The organism is Methylosinus sp. is20ea (genome assembly GCF_059718135.1).
In genome coordinates, this window is record NZ_AP046088.1 from 709,750 (window position 1) to 727,063 (window position 17,314).

Annotated in this window: 17 protein-coding genes; 2 read left to right on the forward strand and 15 right to left on the reverse strand. The window is 66.3% G+C overall.

All coding sequences use genetic code 11. The features are described 5' to 3' along the window. Positions 1–12: 12 nt before the first annotated feature. Both egtD and egtB read right to left on the reverse strand, forming a co-directional pair. Positions 13–975 (reverse strand): L-histidine N(alpha)-methyltransferase, encoded by a 963-nt coding sequence (gene egtD / locus AC6IY7_RS03150; RefSeq protein ID WP_497781565.1) that lies wholly within the window; start codon positions 973–975, stop codon positions 13–15. Then, positions 972–2,288 carry an ergothioneine biosynthesis protein EgtB gene (gene egtB / locus AC6IY7_RS03155; RefSeq protein ID WP_497781566.1) on the reverse strand — a complete coding sequence of 439 codons (1,317 nt, stop codon included), beginning with the start codon at positions 2,286–2,288 and terminating at the stop codon, positions 972–974. The genes egtD and egtB overlap by 4 nt, the downstream gene beginning before the upstream one ends. Positions 2,289–2,522: 234 nt before the next feature. Between egtB and AC6IY7_RS03160 the strand changes: the two genes are divergently transcribed. Then, positions 2,523–2,783: an acyl carrier protein gene (locus tag AC6IY7_RS03160; protein WP_497781567.1), complete on the forward strand. Its 261-nt coding sequence runs from the start codon at positions 2,523–2,525 to the stop codon at positions 2,781–2,783. Positions 2,784–2,802: 19 nt separating this feature from the next. On the opposite strand, the gene AC6IY7_RS03165 is transcribed toward AC6IY7_RS03160, so the two are convergent. The 6 genes from AC6IY7_RS03165 to AC6IY7_RS03190 all read right to left on the reverse strand — a co-directional run bounded on the left by AC6IY7_RS03165 (position 2,803) and on the right by AC6IY7_RS03190 (position 9,153). Beyond that, positions 2,803–3,585 carry a L,D-transpeptidase gene (locus AC6IY7_RS03165; RefSeq protein ID WP_497781568.1) on the reverse strand — a complete coding sequence of 261 codons (783 nt, stop codon included), beginning with the start codon at positions 3,583–3,585 and terminating at the stop codon, positions 2,803–2,805. A gap of 316 nt (positions 3,586–3,901) precedes the next feature. After that, positions 3,902–5,830 (reverse strand): ATP-dependent zinc metalloprotease FtsH, encoded by a 1,929-nt coding sequence (ftsH, locus tag AC6IY7_RS03170; protein ID WP_497781569.1) that lies wholly within the window; start codon positions 5,828–5,830, stop codon positions 3,902–3,904. A 235-nt stretch (positions 5,831–6,065) separates the two neighbouring features. Next, positions 6,066–6,359: a hypothetical protein gene (locus tag AC6IY7_RS03175; protein ID WP_497781570.1), complete on the reverse strand. Its 294-nt coding sequence runs from the start codon at positions 6,357–6,359 to the stop codon at positions 6,066–6,068. Further along, positions 6,356–6,847, reverse strand: a complete 492-nt coding sequence (locus tag AC6IY7_RS03180; protein ID WP_497781571.1) for a glutathione peroxidase — start codon at positions 6,845–6,847, stop codon at positions 6,356–6,358. The genes AC6IY7_RS03175 and AC6IY7_RS03180 overlap by 4 nt, the downstream gene beginning before the upstream one ends. 211 nt (positions 6,848–7,058) lie before the next feature. Then, on the reverse strand, positions 7,059–7,541 hold the full coding sequence (locus AC6IY7_RS03185) for a glutathione peroxidase (RefSeq protein WP_497781572.1): 483 nt from the start codon (positions 7,539–7,541) through the stop codon (positions 7,059–7,061). A 127-nt stretch (positions 7,542–7,668) separates the two neighbouring features. Next, positions 7,669–9,153 (reverse strand): sigma-54-dependent transcriptional regulator, encoded by a 1,485-nt coding sequence (locus tag AC6IY7_RS03190; protein WP_497781573.1) that lies wholly within the window; start codon positions 9,151–9,153, stop codon positions 7,669–7,671. Between the two features lie 288 nt (positions 9,154–9,441). Here AC6IY7_RS03190 and AC6IY7_RS03195 point away from each other — a divergent pair, with 288 nt between their 5' ends. Next, positions 9,442–11,295 (forward strand): M3 family oligoendopeptidase, encoded by a 1,854-nt coding sequence (locus tag AC6IY7_RS03195; protein ID WP_497781575.1) that lies wholly within the window; start codon positions 9,442–9,444, stop codon positions 11,293–11,295. 125 nt (positions 11,296–11,420) lie between these two features. On the opposite strand, the gene AC6IY7_RS03200 is transcribed toward AC6IY7_RS03195, so the two are convergent. From AC6IY7_RS03200 to AC6IY7_RS03230, 7 genes are all read right to left on the reverse strand, one after another. Continuing rightward, complete coding sequence (locus tag AC6IY7_RS03200; RefSeq protein ID WP_497781576.1) at positions 11,421–11,996, reverse strand: hypothetical protein; 576 nt, start codon at positions 11,994–11,996, stop codon at positions 11,421–11,423. Positions 11,997–11,998: 2 nt separating this feature from the next. Then, positions 11,999–12,388 carry a VOC family protein gene (locus AC6IY7_RS03205; protein ID WP_497781577.1) on the reverse strand — a complete coding sequence of 130 codons (390 nt, stop codon included), beginning with the start codon at positions 12,386–12,388 and terminating at the stop codon, positions 11,999–12,001. A gap of 50 nt (positions 12,389–12,438) precedes the next feature. Next, complete coding sequence (locus AC6IY7_RS03210; RefSeq protein ID WP_497781578.1) at positions 12,439–13,365, reverse strand: ROK family protein; 927 nt, start codon at positions 13,363–13,365, stop codon at positions 12,439–12,441. A gap of 112 nt (positions 13,366–13,477) precedes the next feature. Next, on the reverse strand, positions 13,478–14,260 hold the full coding sequence (locus AC6IY7_RS03215) for a pentapeptide repeat-containing protein (RefSeq protein WP_497781579.1): 783 nt from the start codon (positions 14,258–14,260) through the stop codon (positions 13,478–13,480). After that, positions 14,257–15,069, reverse strand: coding sequence for a helix-hairpin-helix domain-containing protein (locus tag AC6IY7_RS03220; RefSeq protein ID WP_497781580.1), 813 nt, complete (start codon positions 15,067–15,069; stop codon positions 14,257–14,259). The genes AC6IY7_RS03215 and AC6IY7_RS03220 overlap by 4 nt, the downstream gene beginning before the upstream one ends. A 25-nt stretch (positions 15,070–15,094) precedes the next feature. Further along, entirely contained in the window at positions 15,095–16,792 is a 1,698-nt protein-coding gene (locus AC6IY7_RS03225) for an OmpA family protein (protein WP_497781581.1), read from the reverse strand. Positions 16,793–16,905: 113 nt separating this feature from the next. Continuing rightward, the gene (locus AC6IY7_RS03230) at positions 16,906–17,280 is read right to left on the reverse strand and encodes a hypothetical protein (RefSeq protein ID WP_497781582.1); all 375 of its coding nucleotides are present in this window, start codon (positions 17,278–17,280) and stop codon (positions 16,906–16,908) included. Positions 17,281–17,314: the final 34 nt, after the last annotated feature.

The following is a 17,314-nucleotide window of genomic DNA, read 5'->3' on the forward strand; positions in this document are numbered from 1 at the left end:
GTGCCCCGACGTTTACGGCGCTCTCAGCTCGTGGACGCTGAACAGCGCGTCCGCATCGGTCCAGACGCGGCCGGGAGTCCAGCCCGCGCCGCTCGCCGCCGCGCGAAACTCGTCGACGGCGTATTTGTAGCAATCCTCGGTGTGGATCGCCTCGCCGCGCGAGAAGGCGAAGTCGCGCCCGCGAATCGTCGCGGTCTGGCGGCGCCGGCTGACGAGACGCATCTCGACGCGGCCCGCGCGCTCGTCATAGATCGCCTGATGGCCAAAGCCCGAAAGATCGAAGCCGCCGCCCAGCTCGCGATTTATGCGGGCCAGGAGATTGAGGTTGAACGCCGCCGTCACGCCATGCGCGTCATTATAGGCGGCGATGAAACGGGAGGGCTCCTTCTTCAGATCGACGCCGACGATGAGCCGGCCGCCCGGCCCGAGCAGGATGCGCATGGCGAGCAGCAGACCGCGCGCCTCCTCCGGCGCGAAATTGCCGATCGTCGAGCCGGGGAAAAAGCCGATGCGGCGGCGGCCGGCGAGATCCTCGGGCAGCGCGACCGGCCGCGAGAAATCGGCGACGATCGGGCTGACGCGCAAATGCGGGAAGCGCGCCGAAAGACGCGCGCGCGCCTTCTCCAGCGCGCTGGCGCAGACGTCGATCGGCGCATAGAGGGCGAGCCGCGGCGCGCGCTCGAGCAGGATCTCCGTCTTGCGGCTCGAGCCCGAGCCGAATTCGACGAGCGCGGCGTCCTCGTCCGCGCCGTCGAGCATCTCCTCGCCGTGAGCGCTCAGAATATCCGTCTCGACGCGCGTCGGATAATAATCCGGCAGGCGCGTGATCTCGTCGAACAATTCGCTGCCGACCGCATCGTAGAAATAGAGGCAGGAGAGGCGCTTTTCGGCCCGCGACAGACCGTCGAGCACATCCGCCGCGAAGCCATGGCCCCGCGGCTCGAAGAGCTGGGTGAAATCGATCTCGTTCGTCATCGGCTCACATCCCTGGCGAGGCGCAGGCCGGCGAACAGCCAGCGCTGGCGCGCATAGAGAAAGTTGCGATAGCTGGCGCGAATATGGCTCTGCGGCGTCACGCAGCAGCCGCCGCGCAGCACATGCTGGTCGCACATGAATTTGGCGTTGTATTCGCCGAGCCCGCCCGCAGGACGGCGATAGGAGGGATAGGGAAGATGGGCGCTCGCCGTCCATTCCCACACATCGCCGAAGAGCTGGCGCGCATGGCCCTGAAATTTCTCCGCCGGCGGCAGCGAGCGCAGCGCGCCGCTGTCGAGCAGATTGCCGGCGACCGGCTCCTCATTCGCCACGGCCTCCCATTCGAATTCGGTCGGCAGGCGCACGCCGGCCCAGCGGGCGAAGGCGTCGGCCTCGTAGAAGCTCACGTGAACGACCGGCGCAGCGGGCTCCAGCGGCCGCAATCCTTCCAGCGTCATGACGAGAAAGGCGTCACCGCGCCGCTCCCAATAGGCCGGCGCCTCCCAGCCCTCGCGCTGGACAGTCGCCCAGCCGTCGAAGAGCCAGAGCGAGGAATCGCCATAGCCGCCGTCATCGATGAATTCGAGCCATTCGGCGTTGGCGATCGGCCGATCGGCGATCTCGAAGGGATGAATCAGCTCATCATGGCGCGGCGTCTCATTGTCGAAGCAAAAGCCCTCGCCGCCATCGCAGCCGATGCGGACGATTCCGCCGGCGTAGCCGATCCAGCGCAGAGGCTCCGGCGCTTCGCCGAGACCGCGCAACGGCGCGGCGCGATAGGCCGGCCGCAGCGGATTGGCGGCGAAAAGCGCGAGAATATCGGCGAGCATCAGCTCCTGATGCTGCTGCTCGTGCTGCACGCCGAGCTCGATCAGCGCCGCGGCCTCGCTCTGCGGCGCGAGGCCGCGATCGAAGAGCCGCTCGAGCCCCGTCTCCACATGGCGGCGATAGGCGAGCACGCGCTCCAGAGACGGCCGGCTCAGCAGGCCACGCCGCCGCCGCGGCTGCCGCGCGCCGGCGCATTCGTAATAGGAGTTGAAGCAATAGCCGAAGGCGGGATCGAAGAGCTCATAAGCGGGCAGAAAGCGCGCCAGCACGAAGCTCTCGAAGAACCAGCTCGTATGGGCGAGATGCCATTTGGTCGGGCTCGCCTCCTCGATCGCCTGCGCCGCCATATCTTCGGCGCCGAGCGGCTCGGTGAGCGCGAGAGTGCGCTCGCGCGCCGCCGCCAAGCGGGCGCGCAATGTCTCGATCGGCGGCTCGCCATGCGGATGCGTTGCGAAAACCGGTCGCGCCATCGGCCGTGTCGCCATCGGCTCTTGTCCTCGCGAGGGTTCACGCCCCTTGTCGGCGCCATCGTCGGCGCCATCGACACTATGGCCATATAGGCCGCGCCGACGCGCCGACAATCGGCGCGGCCATCGCGAGCCGCGGGCTCTGCTCCTCGAGACAACGGCTCGTGCGACTGCGCACAGATGCAGGAGGCGGCCACACGTAAGCTCCTCTCACGCTCGATGAAACGAGAGCGAAACGAGAGGGAGAGGGCCATGATCGAATTCATCCGCCGCGCCATGGACGCCAAGGGCAATCTGCCGGCCACTGCCGCGCGCCTTTCCGCCGACGCCGATCTCTATGCCGCCGGGCTCTCGCCTTTCTGCGCCATTCAGGTGATGCTGTGGCTGGAGCGCGAGCTCGAGGTCGAATTTCCGAAGTCCATGCTCAATCGCCGCAGCATGGCGACAATGGCGACGATCGCCGCCTGTCTCGGCGAGCTGGAGCAGGCGCAGGCGCGCACGTGCGCAGCCTGATTATACCTGCGCGGCCTGATTATTTGACGACGACGCGCGCCCCTTTGGCGACGCGCTTATAGAGATCGATCACATCCGCATTGAGCATGCGGATGCAGCCGGACGAGACCGCGCGGCCGATGCTCTCCGGCTCATTGGTTCCGTGAATGCGGAACAAAGTGTCCTTCTGCCCCTGGAACAGATAGAGCGCCCGCGCGCCGAGCGGATTTTTCAGCCCGCCGTCCATATGCTCGGGCAGATCGGGGCGGCGCTCCAGCATTTCCGGCGGCGGCGTCCAGCCCGGCCAGAAGGCTTTGCGCCCGATCTTCGCCTCGCCCTTCCAGGCGAAGCCCGTGCGGCCGACGCCGATCGCATATTCGACCGCGCGTCCGTCCTCGAGCGAGAGATAGAGACGCCGCGCGCGCGTGTCGATCGTCAGCGCGCCGGGCTCCTCGGCGGTCGGATCGGCGACGAAACGGCGCCGCGTCTGGCGCATGTCGACATCATCGTCATAGTCGATCGGCGTCGAATAATCGGGATCGGCGTCGGGCGGCAGAGCGGCGAGACGCTCCCTCTCGCGATCGTTCTTCTCGTGAGTCTCCCGGCTTCGCGCGCGCGGCGAATCGCGACGCTCCTCGTCGAAGGGCCAATTGGCGCGGGCGCGCTGGCGGCGCGGCGGCTGCCGTTCGCCGTCGGGATCGCCGGCGGCGCCGTTCTGCCCGCCATAGGTCGAATCCGGCCAATAATAATATTGGGCGACGGCCGCGCCCGCATTGGCGAGCAGAGCGGCGAAGACGAGGACGAGACGCAGACGAAGCGACATGACGATTTCCGATCGATCCAACGCGTCTTTTGTCGAAGACGAACAAGGCGAAAAACAGAACGAGGCGGCTTTGCCGACGCATTCTCGCGAATAAGGCATATGGAGCGGCGGCGCGGGCGTGACAGGCGGCGCGCGCTTCTCGGGCCGATTTTCGCAGCGCGCAAGGCGCAGCGCCGCGCTTGCGCCATAGAGCGCTTGCAGCCGAAGTGGACGCCGGTTCGGCGTTGGAAATGCGTCGAGACAAAAGCCGAGCATGGCGCAGCAACGAAAAAGCCCGGCTGTTCGCCGGGCTTTGCTTCGTTCAGACCGGCTTCGTTCAGACCGGATGCGGCTCCAGGCCGCCCGTGTCCGGCTCGGGCGCGGGAAGCGCTGCGCCGGCCGCGGGCGCCGGCGAGGGACGCGCCGGCGGAGCCGCGGGCGGAACGTCCTCGCGCACAGGGCGCTTGCCCTGCAGCAGGCCGATCAGCTCGTCGCCGGTCAGCGTCTCGAACTCCAGCAGGCCATTGGCCAGCAGGTCGAGATCGCCGCGCTTCTCGGTCAGGATGCGCTTGGCGTCGTCATAGCCTTCCTGCACCAGACGCCGCACCTCCGCGTCGATCGTCTGCTGCGTCGCCTCGGAGAGCGTCTGCGTGCGGCCCATGGAATAGCCGAGGAACTGCTCCTGCTGCGGCTCGGCATAGGCCACTGTGCCGAGCTTGTCGGAGAAGCCGAGCTGCGTCACCATCGCCCGCGCGATGCGCGTGCATTGCTGAATGTCGCTCGCCGCGCCCGACGTCACCTTGTCGTGGCCGAACACCAGCTCCTCCGCCACGCGCCCGCCCATCGCCAAGGCCAGCATGGCGATGAGCTGCTCATAGCTCTGCGAGATCTGATCGCGCTCCGGCAGGCCCTGCACCATGCCCAGCGCGCGGCCGCGCGGGATGATCGTCGCCTTGTGGATCGGAATAGACCCGGGCATGTTCATCTGCACCAGCGCATGGCCGCCCTCGTGGAAGGCGGTGAGGCGCTTCTCCTCCTCCGTCATCACCAGAGTGCGGCGCTCGGCGCCCATCATGATCTTGTCGCGCGCATCCTCGAACTCGGCCCGCGTGACGATGCGCTTGCTGCGCCGCGCCGCAAGGAGAGCCGCCTCATTGACGAGGTTCATCAGATCGGCGCCGGAAAAGCCCGGCGTGCCGCGCGCGACGACCTTGAGATCCACATCCGGCGCCAGCGGCACTTTGCGGGCATGGACCTTGAGGATCTTCTCGCGGCCGATGAAGTCCGGATTCGGCACATTGATCTGACGATCGAAGCGGCCGGGACGCATCAGCGCGGGATCGAGCACGTCGGGGCGGTTGGTCGCGGCGATGAGGATGATGCCCTCATTGGCCTCGAAGCCATCCATCTCGACGAGCAGCTGGTTCAGCGTCTGCTCGCGCTCGTCATTGCCGCCGCCGAGTCCGGCGCCGCGGTGACGACCCACGGCGTCGATCTCGTCGACGAAGATGATGCAGGGCGCGTTCTTCTTCGCCTGCTCGAACATGTCGCGCACGCGGGAGGCGCCGACGCCGACGAACATTTCGACGAAGTCGGAGCCCGAAATGGTGAAGAAGGGGACGTTGGCCTCGCCGGCGATGGCGCGGGCGAGCAGCGTCTTACCCGTGCCGGGCGGTCCGACGAGCAGCACGCCGCGCGGAATGCGTCCGCCGAGGCGCTGGAATTTCTGCGGATCGCGCAGGAATTCGACGATCTCCTCCAAATCCTCTTTCGCCTCGTCGACGCCCGCGACATCCTCGAAGGTGACGCGGCCCTGCGTCTCGGTGAGCAGCTTGGCTTTGGACTTGCCGAAGCCCATGGCCCGGCCGCCGGCGCCGTTCTGCATCTGCCGCGCGAGAAACACCCACACGCCGAGAAAGGCGATGAGCGGCAACGCATTCAGGAACAGCGTCATCCACCAATTGCCGCCGTCGCTCGACGGACGCGCGCTGATGGAGACATTCTTGGCGGCCAGCCGCTGCACCAGCGTCGGGTCATTCGGCGCATAAGTGACGAAGGAGCGATTATCCGCGAAATGCCCGCTGATCTCATTGCCGGCGATGGTCACGTCATGGACGCGGCCCTGATCGATCTGCGCCAGCAATTCACTGAAGGTGATGTCGCGTCCGACCGTGCGCTGGCTGCGCTGCTCGAACAGCATGGCCAGAGCGACGGCGAGCAGCGCCACAATCGCGAATATCATGAAGGGCTTGTAATTCAGTTTCATCACGACCTCCGACGGACGGTCCAGCCGGCTGCGGGACGCCTCCCCGCGTCGACGGCGCGTGTCGCTTTTGTGACCTTACGACAGCATCTCCAAGTCGCCAAATTAAATGCAGTCATGAGCCATTAAAGGCGGTCATGAGCCTGACCTTCGCCGGCGCGGAAGGCGCTCGCGGCCGCGCTCGAGACAAAAGGTCGCAGGGCCGTTCCGTCTCGGCGGCGACTCGGCTATTCGCCGCTCACACCAAATATTTCGGCAGCTCGCGCTCGAATTCGGGAAAATACAGCGAGATCACGCTCACATCGAATTGCCCGAGAATCTGCTCCTTGGACTCGCGGTCGAGCAGGAAGCGAAAGGCGGCGGTGAGACATTGCTCGGCGCTGGAGACCCCGCCGCCGAGACGCTCGGCGAGCGTTTGCGACATGGTCACGCGATGGCGCGACTTGCTGGCCGCGTCGCGCACCACGACGTCGAAGGAGAGGGTTTTCGGCGCGCCGTCGTCGCGGCGCGCAATGTCGATCGCGATGGTCACGGAGCCTCCGTCAGATATTTCTCTATATCGGCGGCGATCGCCTTCGGCCTGTCGGTCGGCGCATAACGCGCCACGACGCGGCCCTTTCGATCGACGAGGAATTTGGTGAAATTCCATTTGATCGCCTGCGTGCCGAAAAGGCCCGGCGCCTGCGATTTCAGAAAGCGATAGAGCGGATGGGCGTTCTCGCCATTCACCTCGATCTTGGCGAAGAGCGGAAACGTGACGTCGTACGTCGTCCGGCAGAAGGCGCCGATCGCAGCCTCGTCGCCGGGCTCCTGATGGCCGAATTGATCGCAGGGAAAGCCGAGCACGACAAAGCCGCGCTCGCGATAGGCGCGCCAGAGCGCCTCGAGCCCTTCATATTGCGGGGTGAAGCCGCATTTGCTCGCCACATTGACGATGAGCAGGACCTTGCCGGCGTAATCGGACAGGCTCGCGCTCGCGCCGTCCAGGCGGCGCGCTTCGAAATCGTGAACACAGCTCATGATCGGAACACAGCCCATGGTCGGAACGCAGCTCATGGTCGAGGCGACCTCTCGAAATCGCCGCCTCGATCGGGGCGCGCGAGGGGCTCCCCGAGCCGGCCGCTCGCGCGGCGGATCGGCGGAGCCTCTCGACCAATATGGCGCAGCCGTGGGGTTTCGTCACGGCGCCCGCCGACTCTACCATCGCCTCGGGCCGGCGGCGGCGCGCGCCTCACGCCTCGGCGAGCAGGGCCAGAATATCGGGCTCCAGCTGGCGCGGCGTGTTGGTCGCCTGGAAGCGCTTCACCACATTTCCCTTCCGGTCGATGAGGAATTTGGTGAAGTTCCATTTGACGTCGTCCGCCGAGCCCGGGTCCTTCTCCTTCAGCAGCTTGTAGAGCGGGTGCTGATTGTCGCCATTCACCTCGATCTTGCTGAACAGCGGGAAGGTCACGACGAAGCGGGTCGAGCAGAAGGTCTTGATCTCCTCGTCGGTTCCCGGCTCCTGATTGCTGAACTGGTTGCAAGGGAAGCCCAGAATGACGAAACCCTTGTCGCGGTTCTCGTTCCAGATCGCCTCGAGCCCCGTGTATTGCGGGGTGAAGCCGCATCGGCTCGCCACATTGACGATCAGGATCACCTTGCCGGCATAGTCGCCGATCTTGACGGTTTCGCCATCGATCGTGCGCGCTTCGATATCATAGAGCTCGGACATGACTGAGAAGGTCTCCGTTCATTGCGCGGCGCCCGAGAGCGCGCGGCGCATTCTAAGCCGCAGAATGGCCGCGAGCGCTTCCTTGGGCAAGCCGGGAAACGCCTAAATTCGCGGCGCCTTCGCCTCATCAGGCGGCGTCGACATTCTCGTCCATCTCCTCGCCGAGGCCGTACTCCTTCATTTTGCGGTAGAGCGTCGAGCGGCCTATGCCCAGACGACGCGCAATCTCCGACATCTGCCCGCGATAATGGACGAGGGCGAATTTGATGACCTCGGCCTCCAGCTCCTCGAGACGGCGCATGTCGCCATGCGGCCCGAGCAGCGCCATCACATTGGGATCGCGAATCTCGACGCGCACGATCTCGCGCTCCGGCGCGGAGCCGGGCGCGGCAGGCGCCGGGACCGGCGGCACGCGGGCCGAAAACCCGTCCACATGGGCGGCGATCTGCGGGAACTCATTGACCGTCAGTTCGTCGCCGTCGGCCAGCACCACGGCGCGGAACACGGCGTTCTCGAGCTGGCGGACATTGCCCGGCCAATCGTAGCTGGCCAGCAGATTGGCCGCCTCATTGGCGATGCCGCGCAGCCGCTTGTTCTCCTCCGCCGCAAAGCGGATGGCGAAGCGGCGCGCCAGATCGCCAATGTCGTCGCGGCGCGCCCGCAGCGGCGGAATGGTGATCGGGAAGACATTGAGGCGATAGAACAAATCCTCGCGGAACTGGCTGCGCTTCACCTGCTCGATCAGATTTTGGTTCGTCGCCGAGATGAGGCGGATGTCGACGCGCACCGGGCGCTTGGAGCCGACGGGGTCGATCTCGCCCTCCTGCAGCGCGCGCAACAGCTTCACCTGCGTCTCGAGCGGCAATTCGCCGATCTCGTCGAGGAACAGCGTGCCGCCATTGGCCTCGAGGAATTTGCCCGAGTGCTTCTCGGTCGCGCCGGTGAAGGCGCCCTTCTCATGGCCGAAGAGGATGGATTCGACGAGATTGGCCGGCAGGGCGCCGCAATTCACCGTCACGAAGGGCTTGCCGCGGCGGTCCGAGCCGCCCTGAATGGCGCGCGCGACGATCTCCTTGCCGACGCCCGACTCGCCCTCGATGAGCACCGGAATATTGGAATGGGCGGCGCGTTCGCCGAGGCGGATGACGCGCGCCATCTCGTCGCTGCGCGAGACGAGGTCGCGGAAGGTCAGCGCGCCCTGAGTGCGGCGATTGACGCGGCGCAACCCACCCGCGAGCGCATCGGCCGACAGCGCATTCTTGATGGAGACCTGCAGACGCTCCGCGCCGACCGGCTTGACGACGAAGTCATGCGCGCCGGCGCGCATCGCCGAGATCACCGTCTCGATGGAGCCATTGGCTGTCTGCACGATGACGGGCACGTCGATCTTGAGGTCGCGCATGCGGGTGAGCACGCCCATGCCGTCGAGATCGGGCATGACGAGGTCGAGAATGAGCAGATCGATCGGCGTCGCGCCGCTCTTCGTCAGCCGCGTCAAAACCTGCTCGCCGCCCTCGACGGTCTCGACATCGAAGCCGAAACGCCGCGCCGAAGCCTCGAGCAGACGGCGCTGGACCGGATCGTCGTCGGCGATAAGTATCGTTGAAGTCATTGATCCTCTTGAAATCTCTCAAGGCTGCGCGGTGTGGGCTCGACCGGATCGCGACGATCCGACGCGTGCGGTAGAGGACGTGGACGACACCATCTCCAGCCCATGCTCGGGGATCAGGGTAAAGGGGTCGTTAACGAGAGCCTCGCCGTCCGGGCGAATCCAGTGGCCGGGGAGCGTGAAAGGGCCGAAGTGCGAGAAATCTCCCGAACGGCCTGCGACTTGCATTTTTTCCCTTCCGTGCCCGATATTCGGCGAAGCGCCCTTCATCATCAACTCCCGGTTCGAACCATGCCGCAAATTCACGCCCGCGACCAAGGCCCCCTTCGCGACGCCGTCTCCGAGGCTCAGGCCGGCGAGCCCGGCCCTGCGCTCCCCGAATGGAATCTCGCCGATCTCTATTCCGCGCCGGATTCGCCGGCGCTGGCCGCCGACATAGCGGCGGCGGAAAAGGAGGCGTCCGCCTTCGCGGCCGAGCTTCGTGGCCGTCTCGGCGAATTGGCGGCCGGCGCGGCGGCGAGCGAGAGGCTCGCAGAGGCCGTGCGGCGCTATGAGGCGCTACAGGACCTGTTGGGCCGAATCATGTCCTATGCCGGACTCGTCTACGCCGGCGACACCAGCGACCCCGCGCGCGCCAAATTCTACGGCGACATTCAAGACAAGATCACCGAAATTTCCACGCAATTGCTGTTCTTCCAGCTCGAGCTAAACCGTATCGAGGACGCCGTTCTCGGCGCAGCGGCGGCGACGGCGCCGCTCGCGCATTGGAAGCCCTGGCTCGAAGATATTCGCATGGAGAAGCCCTATGAGCTCTCCGACGAATTGGAGCGGCTTTTCCACGAGAAATCCGCCACCGGCCGCGCCGCCTGGAACCGTCTCTTCGACGAGACCATCGCCGCGCTGCGCTTCTCGATCGGCGGCAAGGAGCTGACCATCGAGCCCGCGCTCAATCTGATGCAGGATTCGCATGAGGAGGTGCGGCGCGAGGCCGCGCTGGCCGTCGGCGCGACGCTGAAAGCCAATCTGCGCACTTTCGCGCTGGTCACCAACACGCTCGCCAAGGACAAGGAGATCGGCGACCGTTGGCGCGGCTTCAAGGATGTCGCCGACTCGCGCCATCTCTCCAACAGAGTCGAGCCGGAGGTGGTGGAGGCGCTGGTCACCAGCGTCACAGCCGCGCATCCGCGGCTCTCGCATCGCTATTACAAGCTCAAGGCCAAATGGTTCGGCAGGGAGGCGCTGGATTATTGGGATCGCAATGCACCGCTGCCGTCCGCGCCGTCGCATGCCTATAGCTGGGACGAGGCGCGCGACATCGTTCTGAAGGCGTATAGCGGCTTCGCGCCGCAAATGGCGGAGATCGCCTCGCGCTTCTTCGAGCGCAACTGGATCGACGCGCCGGTGCGGCCGGGCAAGGCGCCGGGCGCCTTCGCGCATCCGACCGTGCCCTCCGTGCATCCTTATGTTCTGGTCAATTTCCAGGGCAAGACGCGCGATGTGATGACGCTCGCCCATGAGCTCGGCCATGGCGTGCATCAGGTGCTGGCCTCGCGACAAGGCGCGCTGATGGCGCCGACGCCGCTGACGCTCGCCGAGACGGCCTCCGTCTTCGGCGAGATGCTGACCTTCCGCTCGCTATTGGCGCAGACGACCGAGACCGACAAGAAGCGCGCGCTGCTCGCCGCCAAGGTCGAGGACATGCTCAACACGGTTGTGCGGCAGATCGCTTTCTATTCCTTCGAGCGCAAGGTCCACACCGAGCGCAAGAAGGGCGAGCTCACCGCCGACAAGCTCTGCGAGCTGTGGATGAGCGTGCAGAGCGACAGTCTCGGCCCGGCCATTCGGCTCGGCGAAGGATATGAATCCTTCTGGGCCTATATTCCGCATTTCGTGCATTCGCCCTTCTATGTCTACGCCTATGCCTTCGGCGATTGTCTCGTGAACTCGCTCTATGGCGTCTATCAAAAGGCGGAGACAGGTTTCGCCGAGCGCTATTTCGGCCTGCTCGAGGCGGGCGGCGCCAAGCCCTATAACGAGCTGCTCGCGCCCTTCGGCCTGGATGCGCGCGATCCGGCCTTCTGGGGCATAGGGCTCGAGATGATCGAGGGGCTCATCGCGGAGCTGGAGGCGATGGAGGCGGCGTAGTCGCTCTCCGCGAGCCTTCTCGAGAAGCACGAACTGATGACCTGATCCAGAGCTCATGGCGAGCTCTGGAATGCTCTTTTTCTCGGAGCACCGCCTCGGGGCGGTGCAAGCGCGTCATTGAACCGTCAGAACCCGGGCTTGGACACGAAACGCACGCGATCGAGATGATCGTCGCGCATTACGAAGTAAGAGATTCCGCGCAGCTCCGATCGCTCCTCCGGTTCGCCGATCACGACGAGAAGACGACTATCCGCTTTGAACTTGATGGCGCCTTCCGCATGCCAATCCAGATTGCCCGTCGTCACCAAAAGGTCGCTGTGAACATTATAGGCGACGTTACTATTTAGGCCGTCCTGCATGATGATTTTTCCCGAAACCGCGTCGATGAACGTGATCTGAGTGCAGAGCGATCCGCATCCCCAGGTCGCCAAAATGTAATGGCCCGCGAAATTCGGCTTTTGTCTCGCCCAATCTCGGATTCGGGTACGAAACAGTCGCGCCTCGCCATCTCTCTCGATCAGCGGCCGAGCATTCGGCCCATTATAAAGACGCGCGGGATAATCCTCGAATCTGGGCGCGTCGGCAGGCACGTCAGAAGCGCGGATTGTATGTTCGTTACAGTCTTCTTGCGTCTGCGCCATCATCGGAAGGGTGCCGAAAAGGTAAGCCAGCGGAACAGCTGTCCTGAAGAGGTTTTTCATCGTCAATTCTTCTCGCTCTCATATCCCTCCACATTCTGCCCGATCCGCCACAGCACTCCCGATGGATCGCACAGCGTGAAATCACGCATCCGCCAGGGCTGCAACCGCACATCCGAGACCGCGACGCCGTAGCGCGCCGCAATCCCGCTCTCGTCGACCTTCGCCTTCCAGGCGTCGACATCCTCGACGAGCAGATGCAGCATCAAATTCTCGGCGAATTCCTTCACATAGAAATTCTGCAGCAGGAAGCTCACGGTCTCGTGATGGAAATAGGCGACGCCGTCGCCGTCGGAGGCGAGCGTGAAGCCAAAATCCTGATAGAAGCGCTTGGAGAGTTCATAATCCTTCGCCGGCACGAAGGCCTTCAATTCGATTGTTCGCAAATTCGACATGAACAGCCCCCGAGAAACGGAACGCTGCTCATCATATCACGAAAAGCGCATCAGATCCCGCGATCCGGCCCGCCCCACAGCCATGCCGCGCCGCGCACGCCGCCCGAGTCGCCGTGCACATTGCGCAATATGCGCGTGTCGATCGCATCCGAGAAAGCCTGCTTCTCGACCAGATCGCGCAAGCCCTCGTAAATAAAATCGATATTGGACACGCCGCCGCCGAGCACGATGACATCCGGATCGAGCAGATTGACGATTGCCGCCAGCGCGCGCGACAAGCGGTCGCGATAGACCTCCAGCGCATGGCGCGCCGCCGCCTCGCCCCCCGCGGCGCGCGCGGCGATCTCCTCGCCGCTCGCCTCGGCGCCGCTGCGCTGGCCATAGTCGAAGGCGAGCGCCGGCCCAGAGAGAAAGGTCTCCACGCAGCCGTAATGTCCGCAATAGCAGAGCCGCCCGGGAAATTCGGCCGGCGTCATCCAGGGCAGAGGCGTATGGCCCCATTCGCCCGCCACTTTGTTGACGCCCTGCAGGACATTGCCGTCGACGACGATGCCGCCGCCGACGCCGGTTCCCAATATCACGCCGAAAACGCTGCGCGCGCCCGCTCCGGCGCCGTCGACGGCCTCCGACAACGCGAAGCAATTGGCGTCATTCTCGAGCCGCACCGGGCGCTCGAGCAGAGCCTCGAGGTCCTTGTCGAGCGGCTTGCCGTTGAGCCCTGTGGTGTTGGAGTTCTTCACGAGGCCGGTGCGCGGCGAAATCACGCCCGGCGTGCCGACGCCGACGCTGCCGCGCCCGCCGATCTCGCGCTCGAGATCGAGCACGAGACCGCCGATCGTCGCCAGAACGGCGGCGTAATCATGAGCGGGCGTCGGCGCGCGCCGGCGCGCCAGCGTCTCGCCCATGGGACCCATGGCGATCGCCTCGGTCTTCGTGCCGCCGAGATCGACGCCGATGCGGAAGGGTTCTTTTGTCATCGCCCTTCGTTCATCTATGGCGGCGGCGCGATCGGGCAGCCCCGCCCCCTAGAGGCTTTTGTTTCGACACGTTTCCAACGCCGAACCGGCGCCCACTTCGGCTGGAAACGCTCTATTGCAGATAGGCGCGATCCAAATCCACCGCGCCTTTCAGCGCAGCGGCCGTGCTCCTGTCGATCCGCACCGAGTCGAGCGACAGGCCCTCGGCCGAGGTTCCCTCGAAGCGGGCGCCGGTGAAATCCGCGCCGGCGGCGTCCACATCCTTCAGCGAGGCCTTGTCGAAGATCGCGCCTGGCGCGCGCGCATAGCGCATGTCGGCGCGGGAAAGATCGGCGCCGTCGAAATGCGCGCCGTCGAGCCGCGCCGAACGCAGCACGGCGCGCATCAGCCCCATGGATTGGTTCTTCATATCGGCGGACATGTCCGCGCCGCGGAAGGAGGCGCCGCGCAGATCGGCCCCGGTGAGATCGGCGGCGAGCCGGCTCTTGGAAAAATCCGCGCCCTCGGCCCGCGCGCGCTGGAGCTGGGTCGCGAAAATATGCGCGCTGCGCAGCGTGGCGCCGGAGAGATCGGCCTCCAGCAGCCAGGCCTGATCGAGAATGGCGCCGTCGAGTCTGGCCCCGGCGAGCCGCGCCTTGACGAGGCGGGCAGCGCGCAGATTGACGCCGGTAAGATCGAGCCCGGAGAGATCGAGGCCGTTGAGGCTGCGTCCCGAGAGATCGAGCGTTTCGCCCGCCTTCGTCGCCGCGAGCCGCGCCTCTATGTCGGCGCGGGTGAATTCGGACTGCGAATAGGCCGGCTGGGCGAGATCGACATTGCGCAGCATGTCCTGCGCCGGCGCCGCGGAGACCGCGAAGAGAAGGAGCGACGCCGCGAGAAAATATGCGCCCCTCATTCCGCCTGCGCCCGCTCGGCGGCGGCCTCGCTCTTCGCGCCGGCGAGCTCCCTGGCCTGCGCCACCCAGCGGCCGCGCTCCGGACGGCCCGGAACCGCCAGCGTCGCGCCGATCCAGGCGACATTCTCGGAGGACCAGCCGGCGATCTGGTCGAAATGATAGACGCCGAGCCCATGCAGCTTCTCGACGCTCTTGGGTCCGAGGCCCTTGATCTTGGTCAGATCGTCGGCGTGGCCGCCGCGTGGCGCATCGAGTCCTTCGGGCCGCTGGCCGGGCGTTTTCTTCTCGCTCTCGGCCGGACGCGGCGCCCCCGAGGCGGCGGCGCGACGGCGCGGCTCGGCGGCGGGAGCCGCGGCTCTGGGAGCGGCGGCCGGCCCGGCCTCGCTGGCGAGGACGATGGGCGCCTCGGCGACGGGGGCCGGAACAGAAGCGATGGGAGCGGCCGCCGGCGGGTCCTCGGTGAGCGCGGCCGCGCCGCGAAGCACCACATGGGGCGGCTTCTTCTTGGCCGGCGCGGCGGGAGCCGCGGTCCCGAACAGCAGCCGCACGCCGCCGCCGAAGGGCAGGCCGATCAGATAGGCCGTGGCAAAGAGCAGCCCCAATTCGAGGAAAAGCCCATTGCGGCCCGGAATGGTCTGCAGATTGGCGACGAGAAAGCCGCCGGCCAGCGCGAAGGCCGACGCCACGATGACGCCAAGGCCGTCGAATTTCGCGCCTGACGTCTTTGTCGTGGTCCAGAAACCGACGACGAGCCCCAGAGCGAGCGCGGCGGCGAGCCACTCGGCGGAGGCGGCGAGCAGATAGAGCATGGCGTACTCCCTCGAAAGCCCCGGATCACCGGATCGAGAATTCGATGCGACGGCCGCTCTTGTCGGCCGCAGCGGCGCCCGAGGCGGAGAGTCGCGCCGCTTCGACGCCCGCCTCGACAAGATAGTTGCGCACGGCCTCGGCGCGACGCAGGCCGATGGCCTCGTTCTCCGCATCCGAGCCCGCGCCCGCGAAACGCCCGACGATGTCGACCGCCACGCCCGGGCTGCGCAGCAGCACGAAGGCGAGAGAATCGACGACCGGCAAGGACGTTTCCACGATCATATTATCCGCGCCGAAGGAGAGCCCCTTGGACGCGGTCTCCGTCAGCGCGGCATAGAGCCGCGTCGGCGGAATCTCGTCTTTCGTCGTCGCGAGGCCGAGCCGAGCGGCGTTCTCATAGCCTTCCGGCAGATCGCGGAAGAGCCGCGCGCGGACGTCATATTGCGCCTTGGCGTTATAGGCCGCGCCTTCGAGCGCGAGCTTGCGGTCCGACAGCGCCGCGACGCCGGCGTCGAGCCGCGCCAGCGCCCGCAGAGCGGCGCTCGCCGCCTCGGCGAAGCCCTTGGGCGCGCCGTCGGCGACGGAAATCTCGACTTCCACGCCGTCGCCGAAATCGCGCCTCGCCTGCTCGACGATGCGCGCGCGGGCGGCGGCGTCGGGCGCGAAGCCGGCGAGCGAGAGCACGCCATCCTGCTTGCGCGCGGTAAAGACGAAAGGCGAGACCGCGCCCGCCGCCACCGCCACGCGATCGAGCCGGAAGCTCTTGGGCAGAGCGACGCGCAGGCTCGCCTCGACGGCCGAGGCGCCGACATTGGTCTTGCCGGAGCCTTCGATCGAGACGACGCCATCCGCAATCGAGGCTTTGCCGCTCGAGAGCTTGGAGAGCTCGCGCAAAGCCGCCGTCGCCGCCGCGGCGAAATCGCCCGGCGCGCCGCCGGCGACGCGGGTCTGATCGCTCGCCTTGCCGAGACTGGCGGCCTCGGCGACCAGCGTCTCGCGCGTCGTCTCGCTCGGCGCATAGCCGAACAGCGACACGACCCCGCCGGCCTTGGCCGCGCTCCAGACGAAAGGAGACACGCGCGGCGGCGCGATCTCGGCCGCCGTCACCGAAACGCCGGCCGGCGGCGTTTTCAACGCCGCTTCGGCGCGGTCGTAACCGTCGAAAGTGGCGGCGCCGCCGGTGACCGAGAGCGCGGCGTCGGAGACCGACACTTTGCCCTCGCCGAGCGCATCGAGCAGCGTGACGCCATAGGCGGCGAGCGCGGCGAAATTCTTCGGCGCGCCCAGCGCCGAGACCGAAGCATCGGAAAGCTCGAGGCCCTTGCCGACGGCCGCGGCGCGGATCGGCTCACGTTCGCCGGGGATCGGCGCATTGCCGGAGAGAGCGAGCGACTTGCCCTTGCGCTCGAGCGAGAAGACGAAAGGCGCGGCCAAGGGCGGCGGCGTCGTGGCGTCGCTCACGGCGCGCACGCCCTCGAGCTCCTCGACCCCTTTGACCACAGAAGCGGCCGCCTCATGCGAGAGGGCGACGCCGGACAGCCGGACGTCGCGCCCGTCCACGGCGACGCTCGCTCCTTCGATCGCGCCGGGCGATCGGTCGAGCGCCGCGCGGGCGCGATCACTCAAATCCTTTTCGATCTTCTCGACATTCGTCGTCGCGACGATCGTGAACAAGACGGCCAGCACGGGCAGGCCGATCCACCATTTCGTCGGCTGGATCATGGCTTCCGTCGCTCCCTGGGGCGAGAATCATTACGTAACGGGCACAGTTCTACCAGTCGAGCGGCCACAGACCAACTCGAGGGAAGCGCGCTGCCGCATCGCAGGAGGCCGATTCAGCCCTTTTTCTTGGACGGCTGCTCGCCCGGCTGGGGCGGCGGCGCGGGGTAGAGATCGATGGCTTTTTCGTGCGTCCAGAAGCAATCCAGCGCGCCCGCGGGACGCACGCACCACAAGGACCCGTCCCGCTGATCGACGTCAACCTTTTGATCGCGCATGAGCTGCACGCATTGGCCCGCCGAGAGCTTGCCGCGGAAATAGGCAGGGTCGTCCTTGGCCGCCTTGTCCGAGACCGGGCGAAAAGCGCGTTTGATGTCTGCCTGGTCGCGGCAGGCGAGGACGGCGCCGCGCGCGGCCGCCGCCTTCGCCTCGCGAGCGAGGCCGAGCGCGGCGAAAAGGGTGATCGCGACAATGGCGCAGCGGGCGTACATGTCGCGAATCTAACGCATTGGCGCGGACATTTCC

Bases quoted from the DNA above. Each gene is read 5' to 3' on its own strand.
- egtD (WP_497781565.1), bottom strand. From the start codon at position 975: ATGACGAACGAGATCGATTTCACCCAGCTCTTCGAGCCGCGGGGCCAT.
- egtB (WP_497781566.1), bottom strand. From the start codon at position 2,288: ATGGCGACACGGCCGATGGCGCGACCGGTTTTCGCAACGCATCCGCAT.
- AC6IY7_RS03160 (WP_497781567.1), top strand. From the start codon at position 2,523: ATGATCGAATTCATCCGCCGCGCCATGGACGCCAAGGGCAATCTGCCG.
- AC6IY7_RS03165 (WP_497781568.1), bottom strand. From the start codon at position 3,585: ATGTCGCTTCGTCTGCGTCTCGTCCTCGTCTTCGCCGCTCTGCTCGCC.
- ftsH (WP_497781569.1), bottom strand. From the start codon at position 5,830: ATGAAACTGAATTACAAGCCCTTCATGATATTCGCGATTGTGGCGCTG.
- AC6IY7_RS03180 (WP_497781571.1), bottom strand. From the start codon at position 6,847: ATGAGCTGTGTTCACGATTTCGAAGCGCGCCGCCTGGACGGCGCGAGC.
- AC6IY7_RS03185 (WP_497781572.1), bottom strand. From the start codon at position 7,541: ATGTCCGAGCTCTATGATATCGAAGCGCGCACGATCGATGGCGAAACC.
- AC6IY7_RS03190 (WP_497781573.1), bottom strand. From the start codon at position 9,153: ATGACTTCAACGATACTTATCGCCGACGACGATCCGGTCCAGCGCCGT.
- AC6IY7_RS03195 (WP_497781575.1), top strand. From the start codon at position 9,442: ATGCCGCAAATTCACGCCCGCGACCAAGGCCCCCTTCGCGACGCCGTC.
- AC6IY7_RS03200 (WP_497781576.1), bottom strand. From the start codon at position 11,996: ATGAAAAACCTCTTCAGGACAGCTGTTCCGCTGGCTTACCTTTTCGGC.
- AC6IY7_RS03205 (WP_497781577.1), bottom strand. From the start codon at position 12,388: ATGTCGAATTTGCGAACAATCGAATTGAAGGCCTTCGTGCCGGCGAAG.
- AC6IY7_RS03210 (WP_497781578.1), bottom strand. From the start codon at position 13,365: ATGACAAAAGAACCCTTCCGCATCGGCGTCGATCTCGGCGGCACGAAG.
- AC6IY7_RS03215 (WP_497781579.1), bottom strand. From the start codon at position 14,260: ATGAGGGGCGCATATTTTCTCGCGGCGTCGCTCCTTCTCTTCGCGGTC.
- AC6IY7_RS03220 (WP_497781580.1), bottom strand. From the start codon at position 15,069: ATGCTCTATCTGCTCGCCGCCTCCGCCGAGTGGCTCGCCGCCGCGCTC.
- AC6IY7_RS03225 (WP_497781581.1), bottom strand. From the start codon at position 16,792: ATGATCCAGCCGACGAAATGGTGGATCGGCCTGCCCGTGCTGGCCGTC.
- AC6IY7_RS03230 (WP_497781582.1), bottom strand. From the start codon at position 17,280: ATGTACGCCCGCTGCGCCATTGTCGCGATCACCCTTTTCGCCGCGCTC.